Origin of the sequence: Exiguobacterium sp. ZWU0009, assembly GCF_000798935.2 — a bacterium.
Taxonomy (GTDB): Bacteria; Bacillota; Bacilli; order Exiguobacteriales; family Exiguobacteriaceae; genus Exiguobacterium_A; species Exiguobacterium_A acetylicum.
Genome location: NZ_CP018057.1, coordinates 1,980,192 through 2,001,424 on the forward strand (window position 1 = coordinate 1,980,192; position 21,233 = coordinate 2,001,424).

The window sequence follows — 21,233 nt, forward strand, 5'->3', positions numbered from 1 at the left end:
AAAGGGGGAGCCGCAATGCTAGCGACCCCCGCTTTCATTATTATTTCAGTGACGCTTCGTATTCTTTGTACTCGTCGTCTGTCGCTGGGACTTTAACGTCGCCATCGATGATTTGTTTTTTATACTCTTCGACTTTGTCGAGCGCTTCTTTCGAAACGTTGTCTTTCGAAGGTGCGATATCAACACCGCCGTCTTTTAGACCGAACTCAACAACTTTACCTGCTGGGAAGTTGCCGTCTTTCGTATCTTTTGAGACTTGCTCAACAGCTGTATCGACACGTTTGACCATTGACGTCAATGTGACGTTCTCTGGCATTCCTTCTTCGACTTGGTCACGGTCTACACCGATAACCCAAACATCTTCACCATTCTTCTTACGGTTTTTCGCTTCTGTGAATACCCCTTGTCCTGTACCACCAGCTGCGTGATAGATGACGTCGACTTTTTTACCGTACATACCTGAAGCGATTGCTTGTCCTTTTTCAGCAGCATTGAAGTCTTCTGCATATTGTACTTCGATGTCTGCATCAGGGTTGACTGCTTTAACACCTGCTTTGAATCCACTTTCGAACTTCTTGATCAAGTCAGAGTTAACGCCACCGACGAATCCGACTTTATCTGATTTCGTCGTCAAACCAGCAACAACACCAACGAGGAACGAGCCTTCGTTTTCTTTGAAGACGATTGACGCGACGTTTGGCTTGTCAACGACCATATCGACGAGTGCAAAGTTGCTATCTTTGAACTGATCCGCTACTTTACCGATATCTTCTCCCATCAAGAACCCGATACCGAGGATCAAGTCGTATTTAGCACGAGCTAATTGTTGAAGGTTTGGTTGATAATCCGATTGTTTTGCAGATTGAAGATATTTGTAGCCAGTACCTTCTTTTAAGTCGTTGTCTTTTCCGAACTTTTGGATACCTTCCCAAGCAGATTGGTTGAATGATTTATCATCAACACCGCCTGTATCTGTAACCATACCTACTTTAAAGCCGTCTGATTTGCTGCCGCTACCTGAATCTTTTGAATCGTCGTTGCCACCACATGCTGCAAGGACCGAACTCATTGCTAAACCTGTTGCTGCTAATGCGAGAAGTGACTTCTTTTTCATCTGGAAAATCCCCTTTCGAATATGGTCATACAAAGTTCAAGACTACGTCTAGCACCCGAGGCTGGCGATGAGGAGCGTTACGTAGGTTATGACGGAAAGCGCTTTCAGTATTCATCCTAAAACAATGGCTCACACACGTTTACGGATGACGTGGAAATCAAACTTATCTGCTCGGAAATAGTTCGCTGAAAAAAGAACGGAACGGTCGAGCTCATCATAATGCGTTTGACGCAACGCGAGCAAAGGTTGGTCCGTATGTAATTGTTCAGCGATTTTCGGATCAATACGTGGCTCGATGTGCGTCACGGCATGCGTGACACGTCGTCCAAGTTCTTTTTCTAAAGCATCAAATAATGATGTCGAAGAGGTGAACTGCTCTTCATTTTTAATATAATGGCTTGGAATCTTATCGATACAATAGACGACAGGAACATCCCCTGCGAGTCGGATTCGTTCGATTCGATAAACCAATTCATCCGGACCAAGTTGAAAACGCTCTCGGTCGCGCTCAGTCGGTTGGACCATCTCGGATGATAACACTTCTGATGTCGGAACCATACCTGCGCGCGCAATCATTTCTGTTACGCTGTACAATTCTTCGATTCCAGAAGTAAACGGTGGTCTTGCATTGATAAACGTACCGACACCGTGTTTACGGATGACGATGTTCTCATCTTCAAGAATTCGTAATGCCTCTCGAAGAGTAGCTCGACTGACGCCAAGTTGCTTTGAAAGTTCAAACTCTGAAGGGAGCTTCTCGCCTTCCTTGTAAACGCCGTCATCGATGTCAGACTTGATCTTTTCAATCACACGTAAATAAAGCAAACGATGATCTAATTTAATCGACATGACGCATCTCCATCCTCTATCTAGTTGTAACCAGTGCTCAGACTTCTGACGTATGAGAACTCCAGCCAAGATAAGTATATGACGCCCAACACAATCCTGCAATCATTTTGTAACAGGTTAGAAGTCTGACTTCTGGCGCTTTTGTAACCCTTTTCATAACGCAATCAATAATGGAAGAAAATAGGGCATTCTACCTAAGAATGCCCCTTCTTTTTTCAACGCTTATTGCTCAGGTACTTCGATTTTTCCAGAAACGACATCTGATTTTGCTTTCTCAAGCGCAGTCAACGTCTTCTTCGAAATCTTTTCAGATGGTACGATATCAACTCCATCTTCTTTCAGACCATAACGAATCGTTTTGCCGCCCTCGAGTTTACCATCCTTCGCTGCGTTTGCTGTATCTTCGACTGCACTGTCGACACGTTTGATGACAGAAGTTAATGTAACGTCTTCCGGCATACCCTCTTCTTTTTGGTCTCGGTCGACACCGATGACTGAGACGTTTTCACCGTTTTTCTTGCGGTTTTTCGCCTCTGTGAAGACACCGTTTCCTGTACCACCTGCTGCTGGGAAGATGATATCTGCGCCTTTACCATACATTCCAGCTGCGATCGCTTGACCTTTTTCTGGAGCTGCGAAGTCTTCCGCATATTGGACATCGATTTTAATCTTCGGATTGACGGACTTAGCACCTGCTTCGAAACCGGCACGGAAACGCTCGATGACGTCCATCTTCATCCCACCAACGAAACCGATATGATCTTTTTTCGTCTCCATTGCAGCAACGATCCCCGCAAGATATGCTCCTTCATTTTCCTTGAATGTGATCGACGTGACGTTCTTTCCTTCAACGACGTTATCGATGATTGCGAATTGTGTGTCTTTGAATTGATCAGCAATTGTTTTGATATCCTCATTGAACGTGTTCCCGATTCCGAAAACTAAATCTTCTCCCCCACGAGCAAGACGCGATAGATTCGGTTGATAATCTTGTTGCGATTTAGATTGTAGATAAGAGAACCCTTCATTCTTTTGAAGTTTGTTGTCTTTACCGTACGCTTGCAGACCTTCCCAAGCGGATTGGTTGAACGATTTATCATCGATACCACCCTTATCGGCTACCATCGCAACAGAGAATTGATCTTTTTGATCGGCTTTCTCACCTGAACCACCACAAGCAACAAGACCAACCGTCGCTACTGACATCATCGATACGATTACCTGTTTCTTCTTCATTTCATCCATCTCCTCTGCAATTATGAGAGCGCTTTCATTATCTATTTGTGAAAAAGCCGCTCCCAGCCCTCGTGTTGAAGGTCGGTCACTCATATGACTGAGTATGCCAAAAACACTACTGAAAATCAACAGACGTCTGACAACTATTTTCATGAAAGCGATTTTATTTTTGATGCATTTATGAATTTTTCCAGTCATTTCTATTTATACAAAATCATCATGTCTTTTTTTCATATGTCTTTTCTTTTTTTGAGATACCGGGTCTTCTCTATACATTTTTCTAGAAAAGAAAAGGAAGCCCCGGAATATTCCACGACTTCCTTTCTACTCGATTAACGTCCCATGACGCGACGTGGTTTAGATCCTTCAGATGGACCAATTAGACCGTTTTCTTCTAACGCATCAATAAGACGGGCAGCTCGGTTGTAACCGATGCGGTACTTTCGTTGAATCATCGACGTTGATGCTGTCTCTTGTGTCAGAATGAACTGGACGACCTCATCGTAAAGTGGATCGTCGACCTCTGTTTCGCCCTCTGGTACATCTTTTGGAATCATCGCTTCAACATACTGTGCCTTTTGCTGACTGATGACATGATTGACGACCTTCTCGACTTCTTCGTCCGATAAAAAGGCTCCTTGTACGCGGACCGGTTTGTTCATGCCGTTACCAAGTAACAACATATCTCCTCGTCCGAGCAATTTATCAGCGCCTCCCGTATCAAGAATCGTCCGCGAGTCAGTCGCACTCGATACACTGAATGCGATCCGCGACGGGATATTCGCCTTGATGACACCGGTGATGATGTCAACACTCGGACGCTGCGTCGCAATGACCATATGAATTCCTGCTGCTCGCGCCATTTGTGCAAGTCGCATGATCGCATCTTCGACTTCGTTTGACGCGACCATCATCAAGTCAGCTAACTCATCGACGATGACAACGATGTACGGTAATCGTTGATGCACTTTCTCCTCTGCGTTCATCTTATCAATCAGTGCATTGTAGCCTTCGATGTTGCGCGCTCCGTTTTGACTGAAGATCTCATAACGGCGTTCCATTTCCGAGACGACCTGTTTTAATGCCTGTGCCGCTTTTTTAGGATCGGTGACGACGGGCGCTAAGAGGTGCGGAATGCCGTTGTAGACATTCAATTCGACCATTTTCGGGTCAATCATCATCAAGCGGACTTCATCCGGTCGTGCCCGCATCAATATCGAGACAATCATCCCATTAATACAGACCGATTTACCGGAACCCGTCGAACCGGCAACTAAGACGTGTGGCATCTTATTCAACTTCGCTGTCACCGTCTCACCAGAAATGCTTCGTCCGAGTGCGACGAGCAAACGATCGCTGTCAGATTGGACGCTCTCCGCTCCTAGTACTTCTCGAAGGGATACCATGGCGACTTCACGGTTCGGCACCTCGATTCCAACAGCCGCTTTACCCGGAATCGGTGCTTCGATCCGGATATCTTTTGCGGCTAACGCTAGCGCTAAGTCATCGGCGAGTCCCGTGATTCGACTAAGCTTGATTCCTTGTTTTGGTTCAATCTCGTACTTCGTGACACTAGGTCCGAGATGAATCTTTAAAACTTTTGCTCCGATCCCGAACGACTTTAAGGTCGCAATCAATTTCGTCGCATTGTCCTTCAATCGTTTGTTCTCACCGGACAAGTCTTTTGATGTTGGTTCTGCTAACAAATCAAGCGACGGCAATTGATAACCGTCGGGTGTCTCTGTCATCGTCAACGGTCCTTGTGTCTCCGCTGCTTGCGGTTCAACGTGATCCGTGAAACCGATGATCGGAACGTCTTGAATGTTGACGGAAGGATCTTCTGCTTCTTGTTCCGTTTCGATCGGTTCCTCGACAGTTGCTGGTCGCAACGTCTTCGGTTTTTTCTCACGAACCGGTTTCGCTTTCAACTCTTTTTCGACACGAGGACGTGGTGTCCGTTCACGATTGCGAAACTCTTCTGCACGTTCCCGGAGCCCAAGCCACAGCTCTCCATAAAACGATGGGCGTAGGATATGAACGGCCGTTCCGATGAAGAACAGACCAATCAAGAAGGCACCCGCGCTCGAAATATAATAAGCTGCGTTTTGATAGAGCCATCCATTGAGAATGCCACGCGGTGCTCCGAGCAATAGATCAATCCAGACGACTGAACCCATCAGTAACATCGACCATGCCCATTTCTGAGCACGCGACGCATTCGAGAGGAGTAAAAGTAGCACAGCACCGATTCCACCATATAATAAGGAACCGAACTGACCAATTAACCGCTCTCCTCCATCCGCTAGCGTCAGTCCGACTTTTCCGAACTCCCCGAAAGCGAGAACGAAAGCTAGTAATGAGACGATTGCGATGATGGTCGCATATGTACGATACGCAATCGGCTGACGTTGTTTCTTCGCTGCCGGTCGTTTCCGTGGCGGCGTTTTTTTTCGTACAGGTTTTCGTTTCGTCGTCGCCATACGTCATCCCTCCTGATAAAAAAACGGCTCAGTGGACCAGGTATTGGTCAATCTGAGCCGCTCGTTTGTTAAATCTCCATGATGATCGGAAGAATCATCGGGCGGCGTTTCGTCTGTTCATAGAGATAAGCACTCAGTTTATCTCGAATCAACGACTTCATCTCCGTCCAATCCAATTCTCCGTTTAATTTACCTTGTAGTTGTTTCGCAACGATTCGGTTCGCTTCGTTGATCATATCCTCTGATTCACGCATGTAGACGAATCCGCGAGAGATGATTTCTGGTCCCGAGACGATCGTTTTGTTTTTCCGGCTGATCGTAATGACACAAAGGACGACACCGTCTTGCGATAACAAGCGACGATCACGAAGGACGATGTTTCCGACATCACCCACACCGATTCCGTCGATCAAGACGTTTCCAGCGTTCACTTTGCGCGACATCCGTGCTTTGCGCTTCTCGAACTCAACGACATCCCCATTCTCGATAATGAAGATGTTGTTCGCATTGACGCCAACCGTCTGTGCGAGACGACTGTGTGCCTTTTGCATCCGGAATTCTCCGTGAATCGGTAGGAAGAATTTCGGTTTGATCAAGTTGAGCATTAGCTTCAGATCTTCCGCATGACCGTGACCGGACACGTGTACTTTCCGTTGGTTGTAAATGACATTCGCACCAGCACGGAATAAGAGATCGATCGTTTTCGAAACCGACTTTTCGTTACCTGGAATCGGCGAAGCCGCAACGACGACCGTATCGTTCAAGCGAATATTGACTTGCTTATGTGCATTACGCGCCATTCGTGTCAAGGCTGCCATCGGCTCACCTTGCGATCCTGTCGTCAAGATGACGACTTGGTTATCGTCGAGGCGGTTGATGTCAGATAGATCAATCAATGTTTTCTGTTTGAAGCGTAAGTAATTCAAACGCTGTGCCACTTCGACGTTATTGACCATGCTACGACCGACGACCGCTACTTTTCGATTGTTCGCTTCTGCTGCCGCAAACACTTGTTGTAGACGATGAATGTTCGAAGCGAATGAAGCTACGATGACACGACCTGGTGCCTCATAGATGACGTCGTTCAGTTCAGAACCGACGATCGATTCTGATCCAGACATCCCTGGTCGCTCTGCATTCGTTGAGTCAGACAGTAAGCAAAGCACTCCCCGTTGACCAATTGCTGCAATCTTCCCGAAATCCGCCTGTTTTCCATCAACTGGTGTGTAATCGAATTTGAAATCCCCTGTATGGACGATCGCACCTTGAGATGTTTGAATACATACCCCGACTGCATCCGGAATCGAGTGGTTGACCCGGAAGAACGTAATAAAATGACCTGCAACGGTTAATTTCGTCTTGGCATCAATTGGACGAAGATCTGCCTTTTTCAATAAACCGGCTTCTTTTAATTTGTGTTCAATCAAACCGAGCGTCAAACGTGTTCCGTAAACCGGTATTTTTAAGTCACGCAAGACGTAACTGAGTGCCCCGATATGATCCTCGTGACCATGGGTAATGAAAATCCCCTGAATCCGCTCTTTGTTTTCTTTTAAATAACTGATGTCTGGAATGACTTTATCGATTCCAAGCATCTCGTCTCCTGGGAACATTAATCCGGCATCGATGACGAAGATGTCCTCGTCGAGTTCGACGACGTACATGTTCTTCCCGATCTCACCGGCGCCACCAAGAGCAAAGACGCTTACTTTTTCCGTCTTCTTCTTTGACACAACATGACCTCCTATAATTCATATTCACTTTTCGTGAGCCGTCCACTTATCACTATCACTATTCTAGCCGAATTTTCACAATCTGCCAACAATCGGACTAGGAAATCTAAAAAAAACGTCATTCCTGCCACATTACTCCAGGAATGACGTTGATTACGTATTCAACAAATCTTCGACTTCTTCCGTTCGTTTCGCTTTTTCCGAACGGCTTGGACGTTCACCAGCCTTCAGTTCGTCGAGCGAATACCCGAACGTCATCTCAAAATGAGGATAGTCGACGAATCGTTTCCAATCGCCTCCCCATTCGAAACCGAGCGCTTTTCCGATATCCGCGACTTCGCGCCAATCACTTTTCCCTGACCGATTCCCGTCATACTCAAGGTCATACGAAATCTGGCCATTCACGAGCTGAACAAAATCGACAGCGAGTCCATAATTATGCATCGATTCACCACCACGTGCATTCGTGACGACTTCACCTGCCTTAGAACGTCCTTGTTCATAAAGCGCATTCTGTTGCTGAATCGAGCGGTATCCTTGCGTAATCTTGATATCGATATTGTAGCAAGAATGTGCCACACGGATCAGATCCTTTGCCCCCGCTTCGACAGCTGGGTGGAGACGCTTCAGGTTTGGCTCACTTGCATTGATTAAGCGATCTTCTCCTGCTACGTCTCGTGGACAACTATCAATCCCGAGCTCCGGTTGATCCATTAAAATCGTCGGCATCCGATTCATGGATGCCGCAAGAAACAATCCAATCGCAAACATCGTCAATAAAAATACGATCCAACCGAAGATTGTTCCCCGTTTCATCAGCGGCGAAGCTTCTTCCGAAGTTTTTGTAGAATCGGTAACCCAGTCTCAAGCAACAGATAGAGCGGACGATTGAGTACATAATCGAACTCACCGATTTTTTCAATCATCCGGCTGCCCCAACCAGATTTAAAGGCGTAGAGTCCCGCGTAATGATCATCCGGGTCTGTCGAACCACTGACTCCACCGAAGTCATAGGAGAGCGCACCATGTTCTTTTGCATATTGCATCATCGTCCATTGCATCAAGTGGTTCGGCATGAACTCCCGGTACTCGTTCGATGAAGCGCCGTATAAGTAATACGAGCGACGACCAGCAAGCGTCAAAAGACCACCAGACAGGATGACACCGTTTGGATGTTTAGCAGCAATCGTCATCAGTTCTGTCTTCGACTTCTCTGCTTTTTCGATTTGTGCCGTCGTCTGCTCCAAGCGATTGTTTAAGCTTTTTAGCTTCTTCTCGGCCGTCTCTTTCTCGAGTTGACGATGAATTTTCGAGAGTTCCTTGTCAGCTTGAAGTAATAAGGCTTCTGTATTCTCAAGCGCACGAACGACATCGAGTTTCGTCAAAAACAAGACTGCATCACCTTTTGGGTGAAGATGATCGTACAGATTTTCGAAATAATCCAGACCGCGGATTGAAAAACCATCCCGTTCGCCCGTCTCGACCATCAGCTTCGCGAATGTCTTTAGCCCTTCACGATCTGCTTGTTCGCATACGATCCCTTTGCGTTCAGCAAGGCGGACGTTGTAGCGGAACTTCGAATGGAAACCGTCGAAGATCTCTTTTTCTGTCCCTACAAGACTCGTCTCCATCGTAAAGCGTGGCTGCGCGTAGTCAAAACCGCCACCGAAGCCATTATGTTTGAAGCCAAGTCCTTGCATCTCCTGCAACAGACCAGGATATTCTTCCCGCTCGACGTTTGGATCAAATTTAATCGCAATTGCCTTCTGTTGTTTTGCGACACGAATCGCTTCGTCACGAAGGGCGCGAAGGGCGTCCGTATCTGTATAATCGACGACGAAACCGCGCGGTGCATAACAAAGCGTGAACGGTAGCTTCGGTACTTTCTTGAACAAAAGAAGACCAACTCCGGCAATCTCACCGGAAGCCGTTCCGACCGCGATACGTTCATGTGTCCATCCTGTCGCGCTTTTGACTTCTCCCCATGCTGGAAGCTGGAGTAAGTCGCCTTTGGGATGTGTTTTTACGAATGTTTCAAATTGATCTATGGTTACAACGATTGGTTGATAAGTCACTTCTGTTCCTCCATTTGCCGTATCATCTCTTTGACGATGATTTCCTCATCGAGCGGGAATTTCTCATCCCCAATGATTTGATATTTTTCATGGCCCTTACCGGCTAAGATGACGATATTATCTGGTCGTGCGAGACGTGCTGCGTAACGTACGGCCTCTTCCCGATCACCGATTTCAACGAACTGATCGTGTGTCATCCCTTTGGCGATGCCGGATGTGATTGAATCATACGCTTCATATCGTGGATCATCCGTCGTGATGACGACGGTTCCTGCGTACGTCGAAGCGAGTTCACCCATCTTCGGTCGTTTCGTAACATCGCGGTTTCCACCTGTCCCGATTAGGAAGACGATCTTTTCCTTCGGTACGTCAACGAGTGCTTTCAGACACTGTTCGATACCGTCAGGCGTATGCGCATAGTCGACATAGACGTTATATCCTTCAATCGGCAAGCGTTGCATCCGACCTTTTGCCGGACGGATTGCTGAAATCGCGCCTGCGATCGTCGCTAGCTCATATCCGCAAGATAAGAGGATCCCTGTCGCAAGCAACAGATTGTAGACGTTGAAGCGACCGATGAAATTCGCCGTGACACCGACTTGTTTTTCCTTGTACAGCATCGTGAACGTCGTTTGTTGAAGCGACTGTTCAATCGCCGTTGCTCGGAGGTCAGCTGCGTTGTCGATACCGTATGTCATGACACGAGCACCTGTCATCATCTCATACAGCTCACTCGTCGGATCATCCGCATTCAAGATTGCAACTTTCTCTGTCGACAGCCGTTGACCGAGTTGTGCGAACAACAATCCTTTGGCACGCGCATAGTTTTCAAATGTTTTGTGGAAATCAAGGTGATCATGCGTCAGATTTGTGAATCCCGCAACGTCGTAATCGACACCCGTTACCCGACCAAGCTCTAATCCATGTGAAGAAACTTCCATGATGACATCTTGGACATCTTCTTCATGCATCTGATGCAGAAATGCTTGTAACTCGGAGCTTTGTGGTGTCGTATTGCGACTTGGCACGACGCGGTCACCAATCTTGACTTCAACCGTACCGATGATACCCGTCTTCCGACCAAGGTGCGCTAATATATCACGGACGATCGTCGTCGTCGTCGTTTTCCCATTCGTTCCCGTAATACCAATCATCCGCATCTTTTCAGAAGGATAATCATAGAATTTGCCAGCCAACTCGGCAATGGCACGTGATGTACTACGAACAAGAATGACAGGAATCGACACGTCGACCGGTTGTTCCGCGACGATTGCGACCGCTCCTTGTGCTTCCGCCTGTTTAGCATAGTCGTGTCCATCAACAGTATATCCTTTGATGGCGACGAACAATGTTCCCGGTTTAACATCCCGTGAATCGGTCGTGATGGACGTAACGTCCACCTCTACCATTCGTTCGATTTTTTGCGTCTGTATGACTTGAATCAATTCAGCTAAATTCAACGGTATTCCTTCTTTCTCGACATCGTCATTTCATATGTTTCATCTATTCCGTTCTGCTATCATGCTTCCTCTTCTTCGTCTGCCGGAAGAATATAGGCCTTTGCCGGTTCCTCCGAAAAGATGTGCTCAATCAGCCCTTCGATGTCCGATGGACGAATCCGTTCGACATCCGCTAACACTTCTTCAAGTGATGGGTGACGATGCAGATGCAACTCATTTCGGGCGTTTCGATTCATGTGACTCGATGTGCCTTCGTTCCCTAGAATCAGAGAACCTTTCAGCTGTTCAATCCCATCTTCGAGTTCCTTCGTCGATAATCCATCCCGCTTCAAGCGATCGATTTCAGCAGCGAGGACCTGTTCGACCTCTTCGACTGATTCCGGAGACGTGCCGACATAGATCGTGAACGTTCCATGATCGTCAAACGTCGTGTAATAGGAAAAGACTGAATAGGCAAGACCGCGTTCCTCTCGGATGGATTGGAACAAACGACTCGACATCGTCGCACCGAATGCATTATTGAGTAAGGCGAGGGCAGGCAAACGTGGATCAGCAGAAGGAATCGCACGGAAATTATAACAAATATGAGCCTGCTCCGTATCCTTTTCCTTACGAATCACACCATTTTGTAACCTTGGCTCTGTCGTCTCGCGTGTCTTCGATCGTGATTCGAGGATTGACATCCGCTCTTGAATCTGCGCAATCAACTCGTCTGAGACGTTTCCGGCAACGGAAATGACGATTTGATCCGGAGCATACGCTTCTTCGAGATATCGTCCGATCATCGTTCGATCAATCCGAAGCACACTCTCTTCCGTTCCAAGAATCGGTCGAGCCATGACATCCTCTCCGTAAGCCGCAACAGCTAATAACTCATGGACGAGATCATCCGGTGTGTCATCGTACATCTTGATTTCTTCAATGACGACCTTTTTCTCTTTTTCCAGTTCATCCGCGTCAAACGTCGATTCGAGGAACATGTCCGCCAATACGTGAAAGGCTTCTCCTGCATGTTCATCTAGTGTCTTGACGTAATAACACGTTTGATCCTTACTCGTGAACGCATTAATATTTCCACCAAGTCGGTCAAAGTAAACCGCAATCTCTTTTGCCGTATGGCGTTTTGTTCCTTTAAACATCATATGCTCGATGAGATGACTGATCCCATGCTCCTCGATCTGTTCCGTCCGGCTTCCTGCTTGAATGAAGATTCCGGTCGCGACGCTGCGTGCTTCCGGCATTCGTTCAACGATCAGTCGAACTCCGTTTTCTAATTGTATCCGTTCGATCATAGTAATTCCTCCAAATATAGGAAACAAGGTGGCTCTCGTTGCATTCTCTGCATCGTCGAGCCACCTTGGATTCATTAGTTACGACGTGGTGGACGTTGTCCGTCACGTGGTGGGCGTGAACCCTGATCCCGGCGTGGCGGGCGGTTCTCACGCTCTGTCTTTTTCTTTTCTTCATACGCTGCACGATCTTCTTCGCTTAAGCCTTCGACGAGCAGGACTTTGTGCGAAGCGTTGACGCGTCCCTTGTCATCGATTTCTGTGACACGGACTTTTAGCTTATCTCCAAGTTTGACGACATCTTCCGTTTGACCAACACGGTTAAGTGCGAGTTCCGAAATGTGGACGAGTGCGTCTTTTCCTTTGAACAATTCGACGAATGCACCGAATTTCTCAACACGACGAACTGTTCCATCGAACTCTTCTCCGACGACGACTTCACGGACGATATCTTCGACCAATTGACGGGCACGATCGATGCCAGCTTGATCCGTCGATGCGATGAAGACGGTTCCGTCTTGATCGATATCGATCTTGACGCCTGTCTCATCGATGATACCGTTGATGACTTTACCACCAGGTCCGATAACATCACGGATTTTATCTGGATTGATTTTGAGTGTGACGATTTTTGGCGCGTATTGTGACAATTCGACACGTGGTTCAGCGATGACCGTTTGCATATGCTCAAGAATGTGCAGACGACCAAGACGTGCTTGTTCGAGTGCTTCTTCGAGGATTTGACGCGTGATCCCGCCAATTTTCATATCCATTTGCAGAGCTGTGACACCTTCGTGAGTTCCAGCGACTTTGAAGTCCATATCTCCGAGATGATCTTCCATCCCTTGGATATCTGTCAAGATCGAGTAATTGTCGCCTTCCATGATCAAGCCCATCGCAATACCAGCGACAGGTGCTTTGAGTGGAACACCAGCATCCATCATGGCAAGGATCGAACCACAGATTGAAGCCTGTGATGAAGAACCGTTCGACTCAAGGACTTCCGACACGAGACGAATCGTGTACGGGAAATCGACTTCATTCGGAAGAACTGGCAAGAGTGCGCGTTCTCCAAGTGCCCCGTGACCGATTTCACGACGACCTGGTGCACGCATCGGACGTGCTTCTCCGACTGAGAATGGCGGGAAGTTATAGTGGTGCATGAAACGTTTCTCTTCCTTCAGACCAAGACCATCGATGATTTGAGCGTCACCCGCAACACCGAGTGTCGCAACAGACAAGACTTGCGTCTGACCGCGAGTGAACAAACCTGAACCGTGTGCACGTGGTAAGAGACCGACTTCTGAATCGAGTGGACGGATCTCAGCAAGACCACGACCATCTGGACGGACTTTGTCTTCCGTGATGAGACGACGGACTTCGTCTTTGACGAACTTGTTGAGAACGCCTGATACTTCTGCCAGTTGCTCTGCTGTGACTGACTCGTCAGCTGCATACAACTCGATGTATTTTGCGATGACTTCGTTGATGGCAACGTCACGTGCTTGTTTTTCTTCGACTTGAACTGCTTGTGTGACTTCTGCCAATGCTTCTGTTTTCAGGCGATTGACGATTGTCTCATCGAAGCTTGATACCGTGTAGTCGAACTTCTCTTTACCGACTTGTGCGACGATTTCTTCTTGGAACGCGATCATTTCCTTGATGACATCGTGTCCGAGCAAGATCGCTTCAAGCATTGCTTGTTCCGATACTTCCTTCGCACCTGCTTCAACCATGTTGACGGCATGTTTCGTTCCGGCAACTTGAAGGTCGATGTCGCTAACTTCCATTTGCGCTGAAGTCGGGTTCACGACGAACTCTCCGTCGACGCGACCGATTGTCACGCCTGCGATTGGACCGTCGAAGGGAATATCCGAGATCGAAAGCGCAATCGAAGCTCCGATCATCGCAGCGACTTCTGGTGAATTGTCAGCATCTGACGAAAGAACCGTCGTCGCGACTTGAACGTCGTGACGGAAACCGTCCGGGAATAGTGGACGGATCGGACGGTCGATCAGACGCGAAGTCAAGATCGCGCTCTCTCCAGGGCGTCCTTCACGTTTGAGGAATCCACCTGGGATTTTCCCTGCCGCATATAATTTTTCTTCATAGTTCACTGTTAATGGGAAGAAATCTAAGTCCTTCGGTTGTTTTGATGCAACGACCGTAGCAAGAACGGCTGTATCGCCGTAACGAATCAATGCTGCTCCGTTCGCTTGTTTTGCTAATTGACCGATTTCAATCGTTAATGGACGTCCACCGAGTTCGGTCGAAAACGTCTGTTTTGTTTGTGACATGCACAAATCTCCTCTCACTGCTATCCGTTTTTTCATTCAAATCTAATTATGTAGGTTCTTGCGCAAAAAGTCCATGAATCGGCAAAAAAAAGAAACAGGAGACGATGCTCCTGCTTCCCTACCTCGTTCTCGTCGGGATTAGCGACGGAGACCAAGACGCTCGATCAACGAACGGTAACGTGCAACATCCTTGTTACGAAGGTATGTGAGCAAGTTACGGCGACGACCGACCATTTTCAAGAGACCACGACGTGAGTGGTGATCCTTTTTGTGTGTACGTAAGTGATCGTTCAAAGTTGTGATCTGTTCAGTTAAAACAGCAACTTGTACTTCCGGCGAACCAGTATCGCCTTGTTTCGTAGCATATGCTTCGATGATTTCGTTTTTACGTTCTTTTGTGAGTGCCATTGTCACTCCACCTCCATCTTATAAATGACCGTATTCCCGAGCATCGGATGGTGAGACCAGATGCCAAGTGAATCGGCTGTACGTGATCGTACTGACCTATCATAACGAACCCTGTCCGTACTGTCAAACGCTTAATCGTGTATTTGCCTCTTCACGGTCCCGTGCCAATTGTTCTTTCAATTGATCGATACCATTGAAGGCTTTTTCATCGCGTAAGTAAGCGATCCATTCAAGCGTCAATTCTTGACCATAAAGATCCTCATCAAAGTCAAGAAGATGTGTCTCAATACTGACGTCTCCCGTCTCATAAAACGTCGGGCGTCTGCCGACGTTCGTCATCGCTTTGAATCGACGACCGTCCGCTAAGCGAACGAATGTCGCATACACACCAAGTTTCGGTATGACGTAGGCGAATTCTGGGCGCATGTTGGCTGTCGGGAAGCCAATTTGTCGACCGCGTGCGTCACCGTGAATGATTGTACCTTTGATTTGGTAGGGTTCACCAAGCAAACGTGCAGCCGGTTCGACTTCTCCTGCAGCAAGTAAACGACGAATCCGGGTTGAGCTGATTTTTTCTGCTTCTTCTTGGAACTCTGCTACAACGGTGTGTGTGAACGTGCCCCGACTATGAAAATCAAGCGTCGTCATTTTGCCAGCTCCGAAGCGACCGTAGGAATAATCAAATCCAGCGACGACATGCTCTGCTCCAGACGCAATCAGATATTCATCGACGAAAGCTTGCGGTGACAATTCCGAGAAAGGAATCGTGAACTCAATTACATAAACACGATCGACACCAAGGCGTTCGATTTTCTCTAATTTACGTTCAAGCGGCGTGATGTAGCGGACCGGTTCATCCCCTTTACCAAGTACTTGTTTCGGATGTGGATCAAAGGTCATGACAGCCAAAGGCAGGCGACGAGCCTCCGCTTCTTTCCGTGCTGCTGCGATGACTTGCTGATGTCCGAGATGTACACCGTCAAAAAAGCCAAGTGCGATGACAGCAGGGGCTTTTTGAGGCTGTTCCGGATATGTCAAATGTATGATGTCCATGATGCTCTCTCCGATCTTAATCGATTTGTAGCATGACCTCGACGCGTGCTACCTGTTCTTCTGGAAGACGTCGATATAGTGCTAAAGGTACGTCCTCTTCATTATAGACAGTAAACAGCTCGAATTCGACTGGAATGCTTGTCAGCTTTGCTCCGTTCAAGACACGCTGCGCTGTTGCTGCATCGACCGTCAATCGTGGCCATTTTTGGATGACGTGTTCGATCGGTAGGACGTGTTGCATCCGTTCTTCGACTGTCTCGTATGATTCGAGCGTCTCGAGTGTGACGGTGTCCGTCTCAGCAATCGCACCAGAACCTGTCCGACGTAAGTCGCTCATGTGTGCGGCATAACCGAGGCGTTCTCCGATTTCGACTGCTAGCGTCCGGATATACGTCCCTTTTCCACAGGCGATATCGAGGCGGAAGCGACAAAGACCATCTTCGAACACAAGGTCCGATGTCCGTTCCAATCGATCGATACGGACGATCCGTGTCGGTCGCTCGACTTCAATGCCTTTTCGTGCATATTCGTATAGTTTCTTCCCGTTCACTTTGACTGCTGAATAATACGGTGGCGTCTGCTCGATCTCCCCTGTCAATGCGCTCAGAATATCAGCGATTGCCTCTTCAGTAATACTTCCGGGCTCGACCGGTGTTTCACGAACCGTCTCCCCGTGTGCATCTTCCGTCGTCGTTGCGAAGCCGATCGTCACTTCCGCCGCGTAACGTTTTCCTTCATCCGTGATGAACCGGGCAAGCTTCGTCGCTCGACCGAGACAGATCGGTAAGACACCTGTTACTTCCGGGTCAAGTGTCCCTGTATGTCCGACTTTTTTCGTCTGAAACAAGCGACGTAGACGAAAGACACAGTCATGACTGGTCATTCCGGCTGGTTTATCTAGTGGTAATACTCCGATGGGTTCCACGTGATGTCCTCCTTGAAAAAAAGGCAACCACACGCGTGGTTGCCTTAGGTGTTAATCTTTGTTCAAATTCCGAAGCAACTCATCAATGCGTGATCCGTATTCGACAGAAGAATCGACCTCGAACAACAGTTCAGGTGTTTTCCGTAGACGAATCCGCGATCCGATTTCCTTACGCATGAAGCCTTTTGATTTTTCAAGACCGATGCGCGCATCCTCACGTGCTTTTTCGTCACCGAGGACCGAATAGAAGATCGTCGCTTGTTGCAAGTCTCCTGTCACTTCGACACCTGTGACGGTAATCGGCTTGACGCGTGGATCCTTGACATCTTTGATGAGCAGTTGCGTAATTTCCTTACGCACCTGTTCGGCGACACGATTCGAGCGTAAACTCATGTTTGTTCCCTCCAGTTCGGAAGAATGGATTCCGTTCTGTTACTTCCGTTTGACTTCTTCCATAATGAACGCTTCGATGACATCATCAACTTTCACATCATCATAACGTTCGATCTTAATACCACACTCGTAACCAGCAGCGACTTCTTTGACATCATCTTTGAAGCGGCGAAGTGTATCGAGTTTTCCTTCGTAGATGACGATACTATCACGAACGACACGGACACCTGCATCACGCGTTAACTTACCTTCCGTGACATATCCACCTGCGATCGTACCGACTTTCGATACTTTGATGACATCGCGGACTTCAGCTTGACCGATGATTTTCTCGACGAACTCAGGATCAAGGAGACCTTTCATCGCTTGCTCGATTTCTTCAATCGCATTGTAGATGATCCGGTGAAGACGAATTTCGACTTTCTCCTGATCTGCCATTGATTTCGCGTTACCATCCGGACGAACGTTGAATCCGATGATGATCGCATTTGCTGCTGAGGCGAGGATAACGTCACCTTCTGTGATCGCACCAACACCTGAGTGTACGATGTTAATTTTAACACCTTCGACATCAATTTTCTTCAATGAACCGGCTAAGGCTTCAACTGAACCTTGAACGTCACCTTTGATGATGATGTTGAGGTCCTTAACTTCGCCTTCTTTGATGCGGTCGAAGAGATCTTCTAAGCTAACTTTCGCTGAATCGCGACGTTGTGCTTCGATTTCACGTTGGTAACGTGCTTCACCGATTTGACGTGCTTTTTTCTCATCTTCGAATGCGAAGAATTGATCGCCCGCTTTCGGAACATCGTTTAAACCTGTGATTTCGATTGGCGTCGATGGTCCGACTTCTTTGACACGACGACCGATATCGTTGACCATTGCCCGGATACGACCGAACGTGTGACCGACGACGATCGGGTCACCAACACGAAGTGTTCCGTGTTGAACGAGAAGTGTAGCGACTGGACCGCGTCCTTTATCGAGTTTCGCCTCGATGACTGTTCCGCGACCGTTCATGTCTGGTGTTGATTTGTATTCTTGAACTTCTGAAACGAGAAGGATCATCTCGAGCAATTCGTCGATGCCGTCTCCTTTAAGAGCTGAAACCGGTACGAAGATCGTATCGCCGCCCCAGTCTTCTGCAACGAGTTCGAACTCTGTCAATTCTTGTTTGACACGGTCAGGGTTCGCACCCTCTTTATCCATCTTGTTGACCGCAACGATGATTGGAACGCCAGCTGCTTTCGCGTGGCTGATCGCTTCTTCCGTCTGCGGCATGACACCGTCATCGGCTGCAACGACGATGATCGCGATATCCGTGACATCTGCTCCACGTGCACGCATCGTCGTGAACGCCGCGTGACCTGGTGTATCGAGGAACGTGATCTTCTTGCCGTCGATCTCAACTTGGTAAGCACCGATGTGCTGCGTGATCCCGCCGGCTTCGCCTGCAGTGACCTTCGTGTTACGGATCGAGTCGAGCAATGTCGTTTTACCGTGGTCGACGTGTCCCATGATCGTAACGACCGGTGGACGCTCAGACAATTCGTACTTGTCAAGGTTCAATTCATATTGATCAAAGTCCGTCTCATCGACTTGGACTGTCTTTTCGACTTCAAAACCAAACTCTGTCGCGAGCAGTTCGACTGTCTCGTCATCAAGATCTTGGTTGATTGTCGCCATGACACCGAGACCCATCAATTTCATGATCAATTCATTTGGTTTTTTCGCCATTTTTTCAGCGAGTTCACCGACTGTCAAGTTATCAGAGTATTGAACGACGTTTGCCATCGCCTCTTCTTGCGCCCGGCGAGCTGCTTTCCGTTGACTCGACTTCGAGTTCGGATCCGCTACTTCGAGTTTACGCGGTTCTGCTTTCTTTTGGTTCGGACGACGTTTGCCGCCACGGTTGTTACGGTTGCCGAATTCTGGGCGTCCGCCTTTGCTGTTACGTGATTGGTTACCTGCTGGTTTGTTTGTACTTCCTGGTCGGTTCGGTTTATTATCTGATTTCACTTGTTTTGGAGCCTCCGTCTTTTGAGCCCGATATTTTTCGGGATTAAATACTTGATCGAGTTGCTGTACTGTCTGTTCATCTAATACTGCCATATGATTCTTGACTGGTTTCTCCAGCTTTTCGAGCTGGGTGATGACCTGCTTACTTGTTACGTTTTGTTCCTTGGCGAATTCGTATACACGTTTACCCAAAGGATCCACCTCCAATTAGTCGTTCGAGAGGAGTTCAGTTAGCTTTTTCGCAAATCCGGCTTCATTGACTGACACGACAACACGCGCATCCTTTCCTAATGCTTGACCGAGAATCGTCCGGTCGGCGACTTCTAGGTAAGGAACCTGATAACTCGTACATTTATCTGTGACTTTCTTACGCGTGGCAGCCCCCGCATCTGCTGCTAAGAGAACAAGCTTCGCTTGTCCTCCTCGTACTTCTTTCAGTACGAGTTCTTCTCCCGTCGTCACTTTTCTAGCTCGATTCGCGAGACCGAGAAGGGATTCCCATTTACTCATTTGTACCTCCCGCGATTTCAAGCAATTCATCGTATAAGGCATCTGTCGTCTTGACCTTCAAATGATGATCAAGCGTCCGTTTTTTCTTCGCCGTCGCAATGACTGCCGCATCTTTCGATAAATAGGCACCTCGCCCATTCATCTTACCATTTAAATCGATGACGACCTCTTGTTCAGGTGTTCGGACGACACGAATTAATTCTTTTTTCGGCTTCATTTCTTGTGTGATGACACACTTGCGTAATGGTACCTTTTTTTGCACGAATTATTCCTCGCCTTCGACTTGGACCGCTTCTACTGCCGGCTCTTCCGTCGCGAAGACATCTTCGAGATCCATCGCTTCCGCTTCAGACTCGCTCTTAATGTCGATTTTCCATCCTGTCAACTTCGCTGCGAGACGCGCGTTTTGACCACGTTTCCCGATTGCAAGTGACAATTGGAAATCCGGAACGACGACAATCGTCGCTTTCGCCGGTTCGTTGACGTAGACCGCAACGACTTGAGCTGGGCTGAGTGCATTCGCAACATATTCTTTCGGATCATCCGAGTAACGGACGATATCGATTTTTTCCCCGTTCAAATCATTGACGATGCGTTGAACACGTGCCCCTTTTTGCCCGACACATGCACCGACTGGATCGATGTCGTCCGCTGCGACTGCGATTTTCGAACGGTCGCCCGCTTCACGCGCCACAGACTTAACTTCGACTTCGCCACTTGAAATCTCTGGTACTTCGATTTCGAAGAGACGTTTTAAGAGACCTGGATGTGTCCGTGATACGAGAATCGATGCCCCTGATCCTTTGACCATCGGATCAACCTTCGTGACGTACACCTTGATGCGATCACGAATCCCGAAACGCTCGTTCGGCATTTGCTCGTGTGTCGTCAAGACAGCTTCGATACCTTCTAGGTTGACGTACAAGTTGCGTGCATCTTGACGCTCAACGATACCTGTCATAATCTCATCTTCACGATCCGCAAAGTGATTGTAGATGCGTTCACGTTCTGCTTCACGCATTTTTTGTGTGACGATCTGCTTCGCCGTTTGTGCCGCAACACGACCGAAGTCGCCTGGCGTCACTTCGACTTTATGGAAATCGCCGAGTTCATATGTCGGATCGATCTCGTGCGCTTCTTCAAGCGAAAGTTGCTCTTCTGGTTGTGTCAATCGTTCGACGACTTCCTTGAGTGCGAAGACACGGATGTCTCCTGTCTGCTGGTCGAATTCGACCTTTACAGCCTCCGATTCTTTTCCGAAGTTGCGTCGGTACGCTGAAATCAATGCCTGTTCGAGCGCATCGATGATGATGTTCTTGTCAATTTCCTTCTCTTTCGCGATTTGATTGATCGCCTCGAGTAACTGTGGTCCCATCGTTCTCTTCCTTTCCG

At 47.9% G+C, this 21,233-nt stretch carries 18 protein-coding genes; all 18 read right to left on the reverse strand.

Going from position 1 to position 21,233, the window contains the following annotated elements:
• Positions 1 to 40: 40 nt before the first annotated feature.
• Entirely contained in the window at positions 41 to 1,114 is a 1,074-nt protein-coding gene (locus L985_RS10495; protein WP_047393869.1) for a BMP family lipoprotein, read from the reverse strand.
• Between the two features lie 129 nt (positions 1,115 to 1,243).
• Positions 1,244 to 1,963 (reverse strand): GntR family transcriptional regulator, encoded by a 720-nt coding sequence (locus L985_RS10500; protein WP_023468666.1) that lies wholly within the window; start codon positions 1,961 to 1,963, stop codon positions 1,244 to 1,246.
• 222 nt (positions 1,964 to 2,185) lie between these two features.
• Positions 2,186 to 3,199 carry a BMP family lipoprotein gene (locus L985_RS10505; RefSeq protein ID WP_047393865.1) on the reverse strand — a complete coding sequence of 338 codons (1,014 nt, stop codon included), beginning with the start codon at positions 3,197 to 3,199 and terminating at the stop codon, positions 2,186 to 2,188.
• 332 nt (positions 3,200 to 3,531) lie between these two features.
• Positions 3,532 to 5,679 carry a DNA translocase FtsK gene (locus L985_RS10515; protein WP_034786026.1) on the reverse strand — a complete coding sequence of 716 codons (2,148 nt, stop codon included), beginning with the start codon at positions 5,677 to 5,679 and terminating at the stop codon, positions 3,532 to 3,534.
• A gap of 68 nt (positions 5,680 to 5,747) precedes the next feature.
• Entirely contained in the window at positions 5,748 to 7,412 is a 1,665-nt protein-coding gene (locus L985_RS10520) for a ribonuclease J (protein WP_047393861.1), read from the reverse strand.
• Between the two features lie 153 nt (positions 7,413 to 7,565).
• On the reverse strand, positions 7,566 to 8,228 hold the full coding sequence (locus L985_RS10525; protein ID WP_029342034.1) for a M15 family metallopeptidase: 663 nt from the start codon (positions 8,226 to 8,228) through the stop codon (positions 7,566 to 7,568).
• Positions 8,228 to 9,487 (reverse strand): lipid II:glycine glycyltransferase FemX, encoded by a 1,260-nt coding sequence (locus L985_RS10530; protein ID WP_029342035.1) that lies wholly within the window; start codon positions 9,485 to 9,487, stop codon positions 8,228 to 8,230. Before L985_RS10530 ends, L985_RS10525 begins: the two co-directional genes overlap by 1 nt.
• The gene (locus L985_RS10535) at positions 9,484 to 10,947 is read right to left on the reverse strand and encodes a UDP-N-acetylmuramoyl-L-alanyl-D-glutamate--2,6-diaminopimelate ligase (RefSeq protein ID WP_047393857.1); all 1,464 of its coding nucleotides are present in this window, start codon (positions 10,945 to 10,947) and stop codon (positions 9,484 to 9,486) included. The genes L985_RS10530 and L985_RS10535 overlap by 4 nt, the downstream gene beginning before the upstream one ends.
• A gap of 59 nt (positions 10,948 to 11,006) precedes the next feature.
• Entirely contained in the window at positions 11,007 to 12,239 is a 1,233-nt protein-coding gene (locus L985_RS10540; RefSeq protein WP_047393854.1) for a M16 family metallopeptidase, read from the reverse strand.
• A gap of 74 nt (positions 12,240 to 12,313) precedes the next feature.
• Complete coding sequence (gene pnp, locus L985_RS10545; protein WP_029342038.1) at positions 12,314 to 14,533, reverse strand: polyribonucleotide nucleotidyltransferase; 2,220 nt, start codon at positions 14,531 to 14,533, stop codon at positions 12,314 to 12,316.
• A gap of 138 nt (positions 14,534 to 14,671) precedes the next feature.
• Positions 14,672 to 14,941, reverse strand: coding sequence for a 30S ribosomal protein S15 (gene rpsO, locus L985_RS10550; RefSeq protein WP_023468676.1), 270 nt, complete (start codon positions 14,939 to 14,941; stop codon positions 14,672 to 14,674).
• Positions 14,942 to 15,064: 123 nt separating this feature from the next.
• Positions 15,065 to 15,994 carry a bifunctional riboflavin kinase/FAD synthetase gene (locus L985_RS10555; protein ID WP_029342039.1) on the reverse strand — a complete coding sequence of 310 codons (930 nt, stop codon included), beginning with the start codon at positions 15,992 to 15,994 and terminating at the stop codon, positions 15,065 to 15,067.
• 16 nt (positions 15,995 to 16,010) lie between these two features.
• Positions 16,011 to 16,919: a tRNA pseudouridine(55) synthase TruB gene (truB, locus tag L985_RS10560; protein ID WP_047393849.1), complete on the reverse strand. Its 909-nt coding sequence runs from the start codon at positions 16,917 to 16,919 to the stop codon at positions 16,011 to 16,013.
• A 51-nt stretch (positions 16,920 to 16,970) separates the two neighbouring features.
• Entirely contained in the window at positions 16,971 to 17,312 is a 342-nt protein-coding gene (gene rbfA / locus L985_RS10565; RefSeq protein ID WP_023468679.1) for a 30S ribosome-binding factor RbfA, read from the reverse strand.
• Between the two features lie 39 nt (positions 17,313 to 17,351).
• A complete protein-coding gene (infB, locus tag L985_RS10570; RefSeq protein WP_047393846.1) occupies positions 17,352 to 19,523 on the reverse strand; it encodes a translation initiation factor IF-2 in 2,172 nt (723 codons plus the stop codon).
• 15 nt (positions 19,524 to 19,538) lie between these two features.
• The gene (locus L985_RS10575; protein ID WP_023468681.1) at positions 19,539 to 19,841 is read right to left on the reverse strand and encodes a YlxQ family RNA-binding protein; all 303 of its coding nucleotides are present in this window, start codon (positions 19,839 to 19,841) and stop codon (positions 19,539 to 19,541) included.
• Positions 19,834 to 20,103: an RNase P modulator RnpM gene (gene rnpM, locus L985_RS10580; RefSeq protein WP_023468682.1), complete on the reverse strand. Its 270-nt coding sequence runs from the start codon at positions 20,101 to 20,103 to the stop codon at positions 19,834 to 19,836. Before rnpM ends, L985_RS10575 begins: the two co-directional genes overlap by 8 nt.
• A gap of 3 nt (positions 20,104 to 20,106) precedes the next feature.
• Positions 20,107 to 21,216 carry a transcription termination factor NusA gene (gene nusA / locus L985_RS10585; protein ID WP_023468683.1) on the reverse strand — a complete coding sequence of 370 codons (1,110 nt, stop codon included), beginning with the start codon at positions 21,214 to 21,216 and terminating at the stop codon, positions 20,107 to 20,109.
• Positions 21,217 to 21,233: the final 17 nt, after the last annotated feature.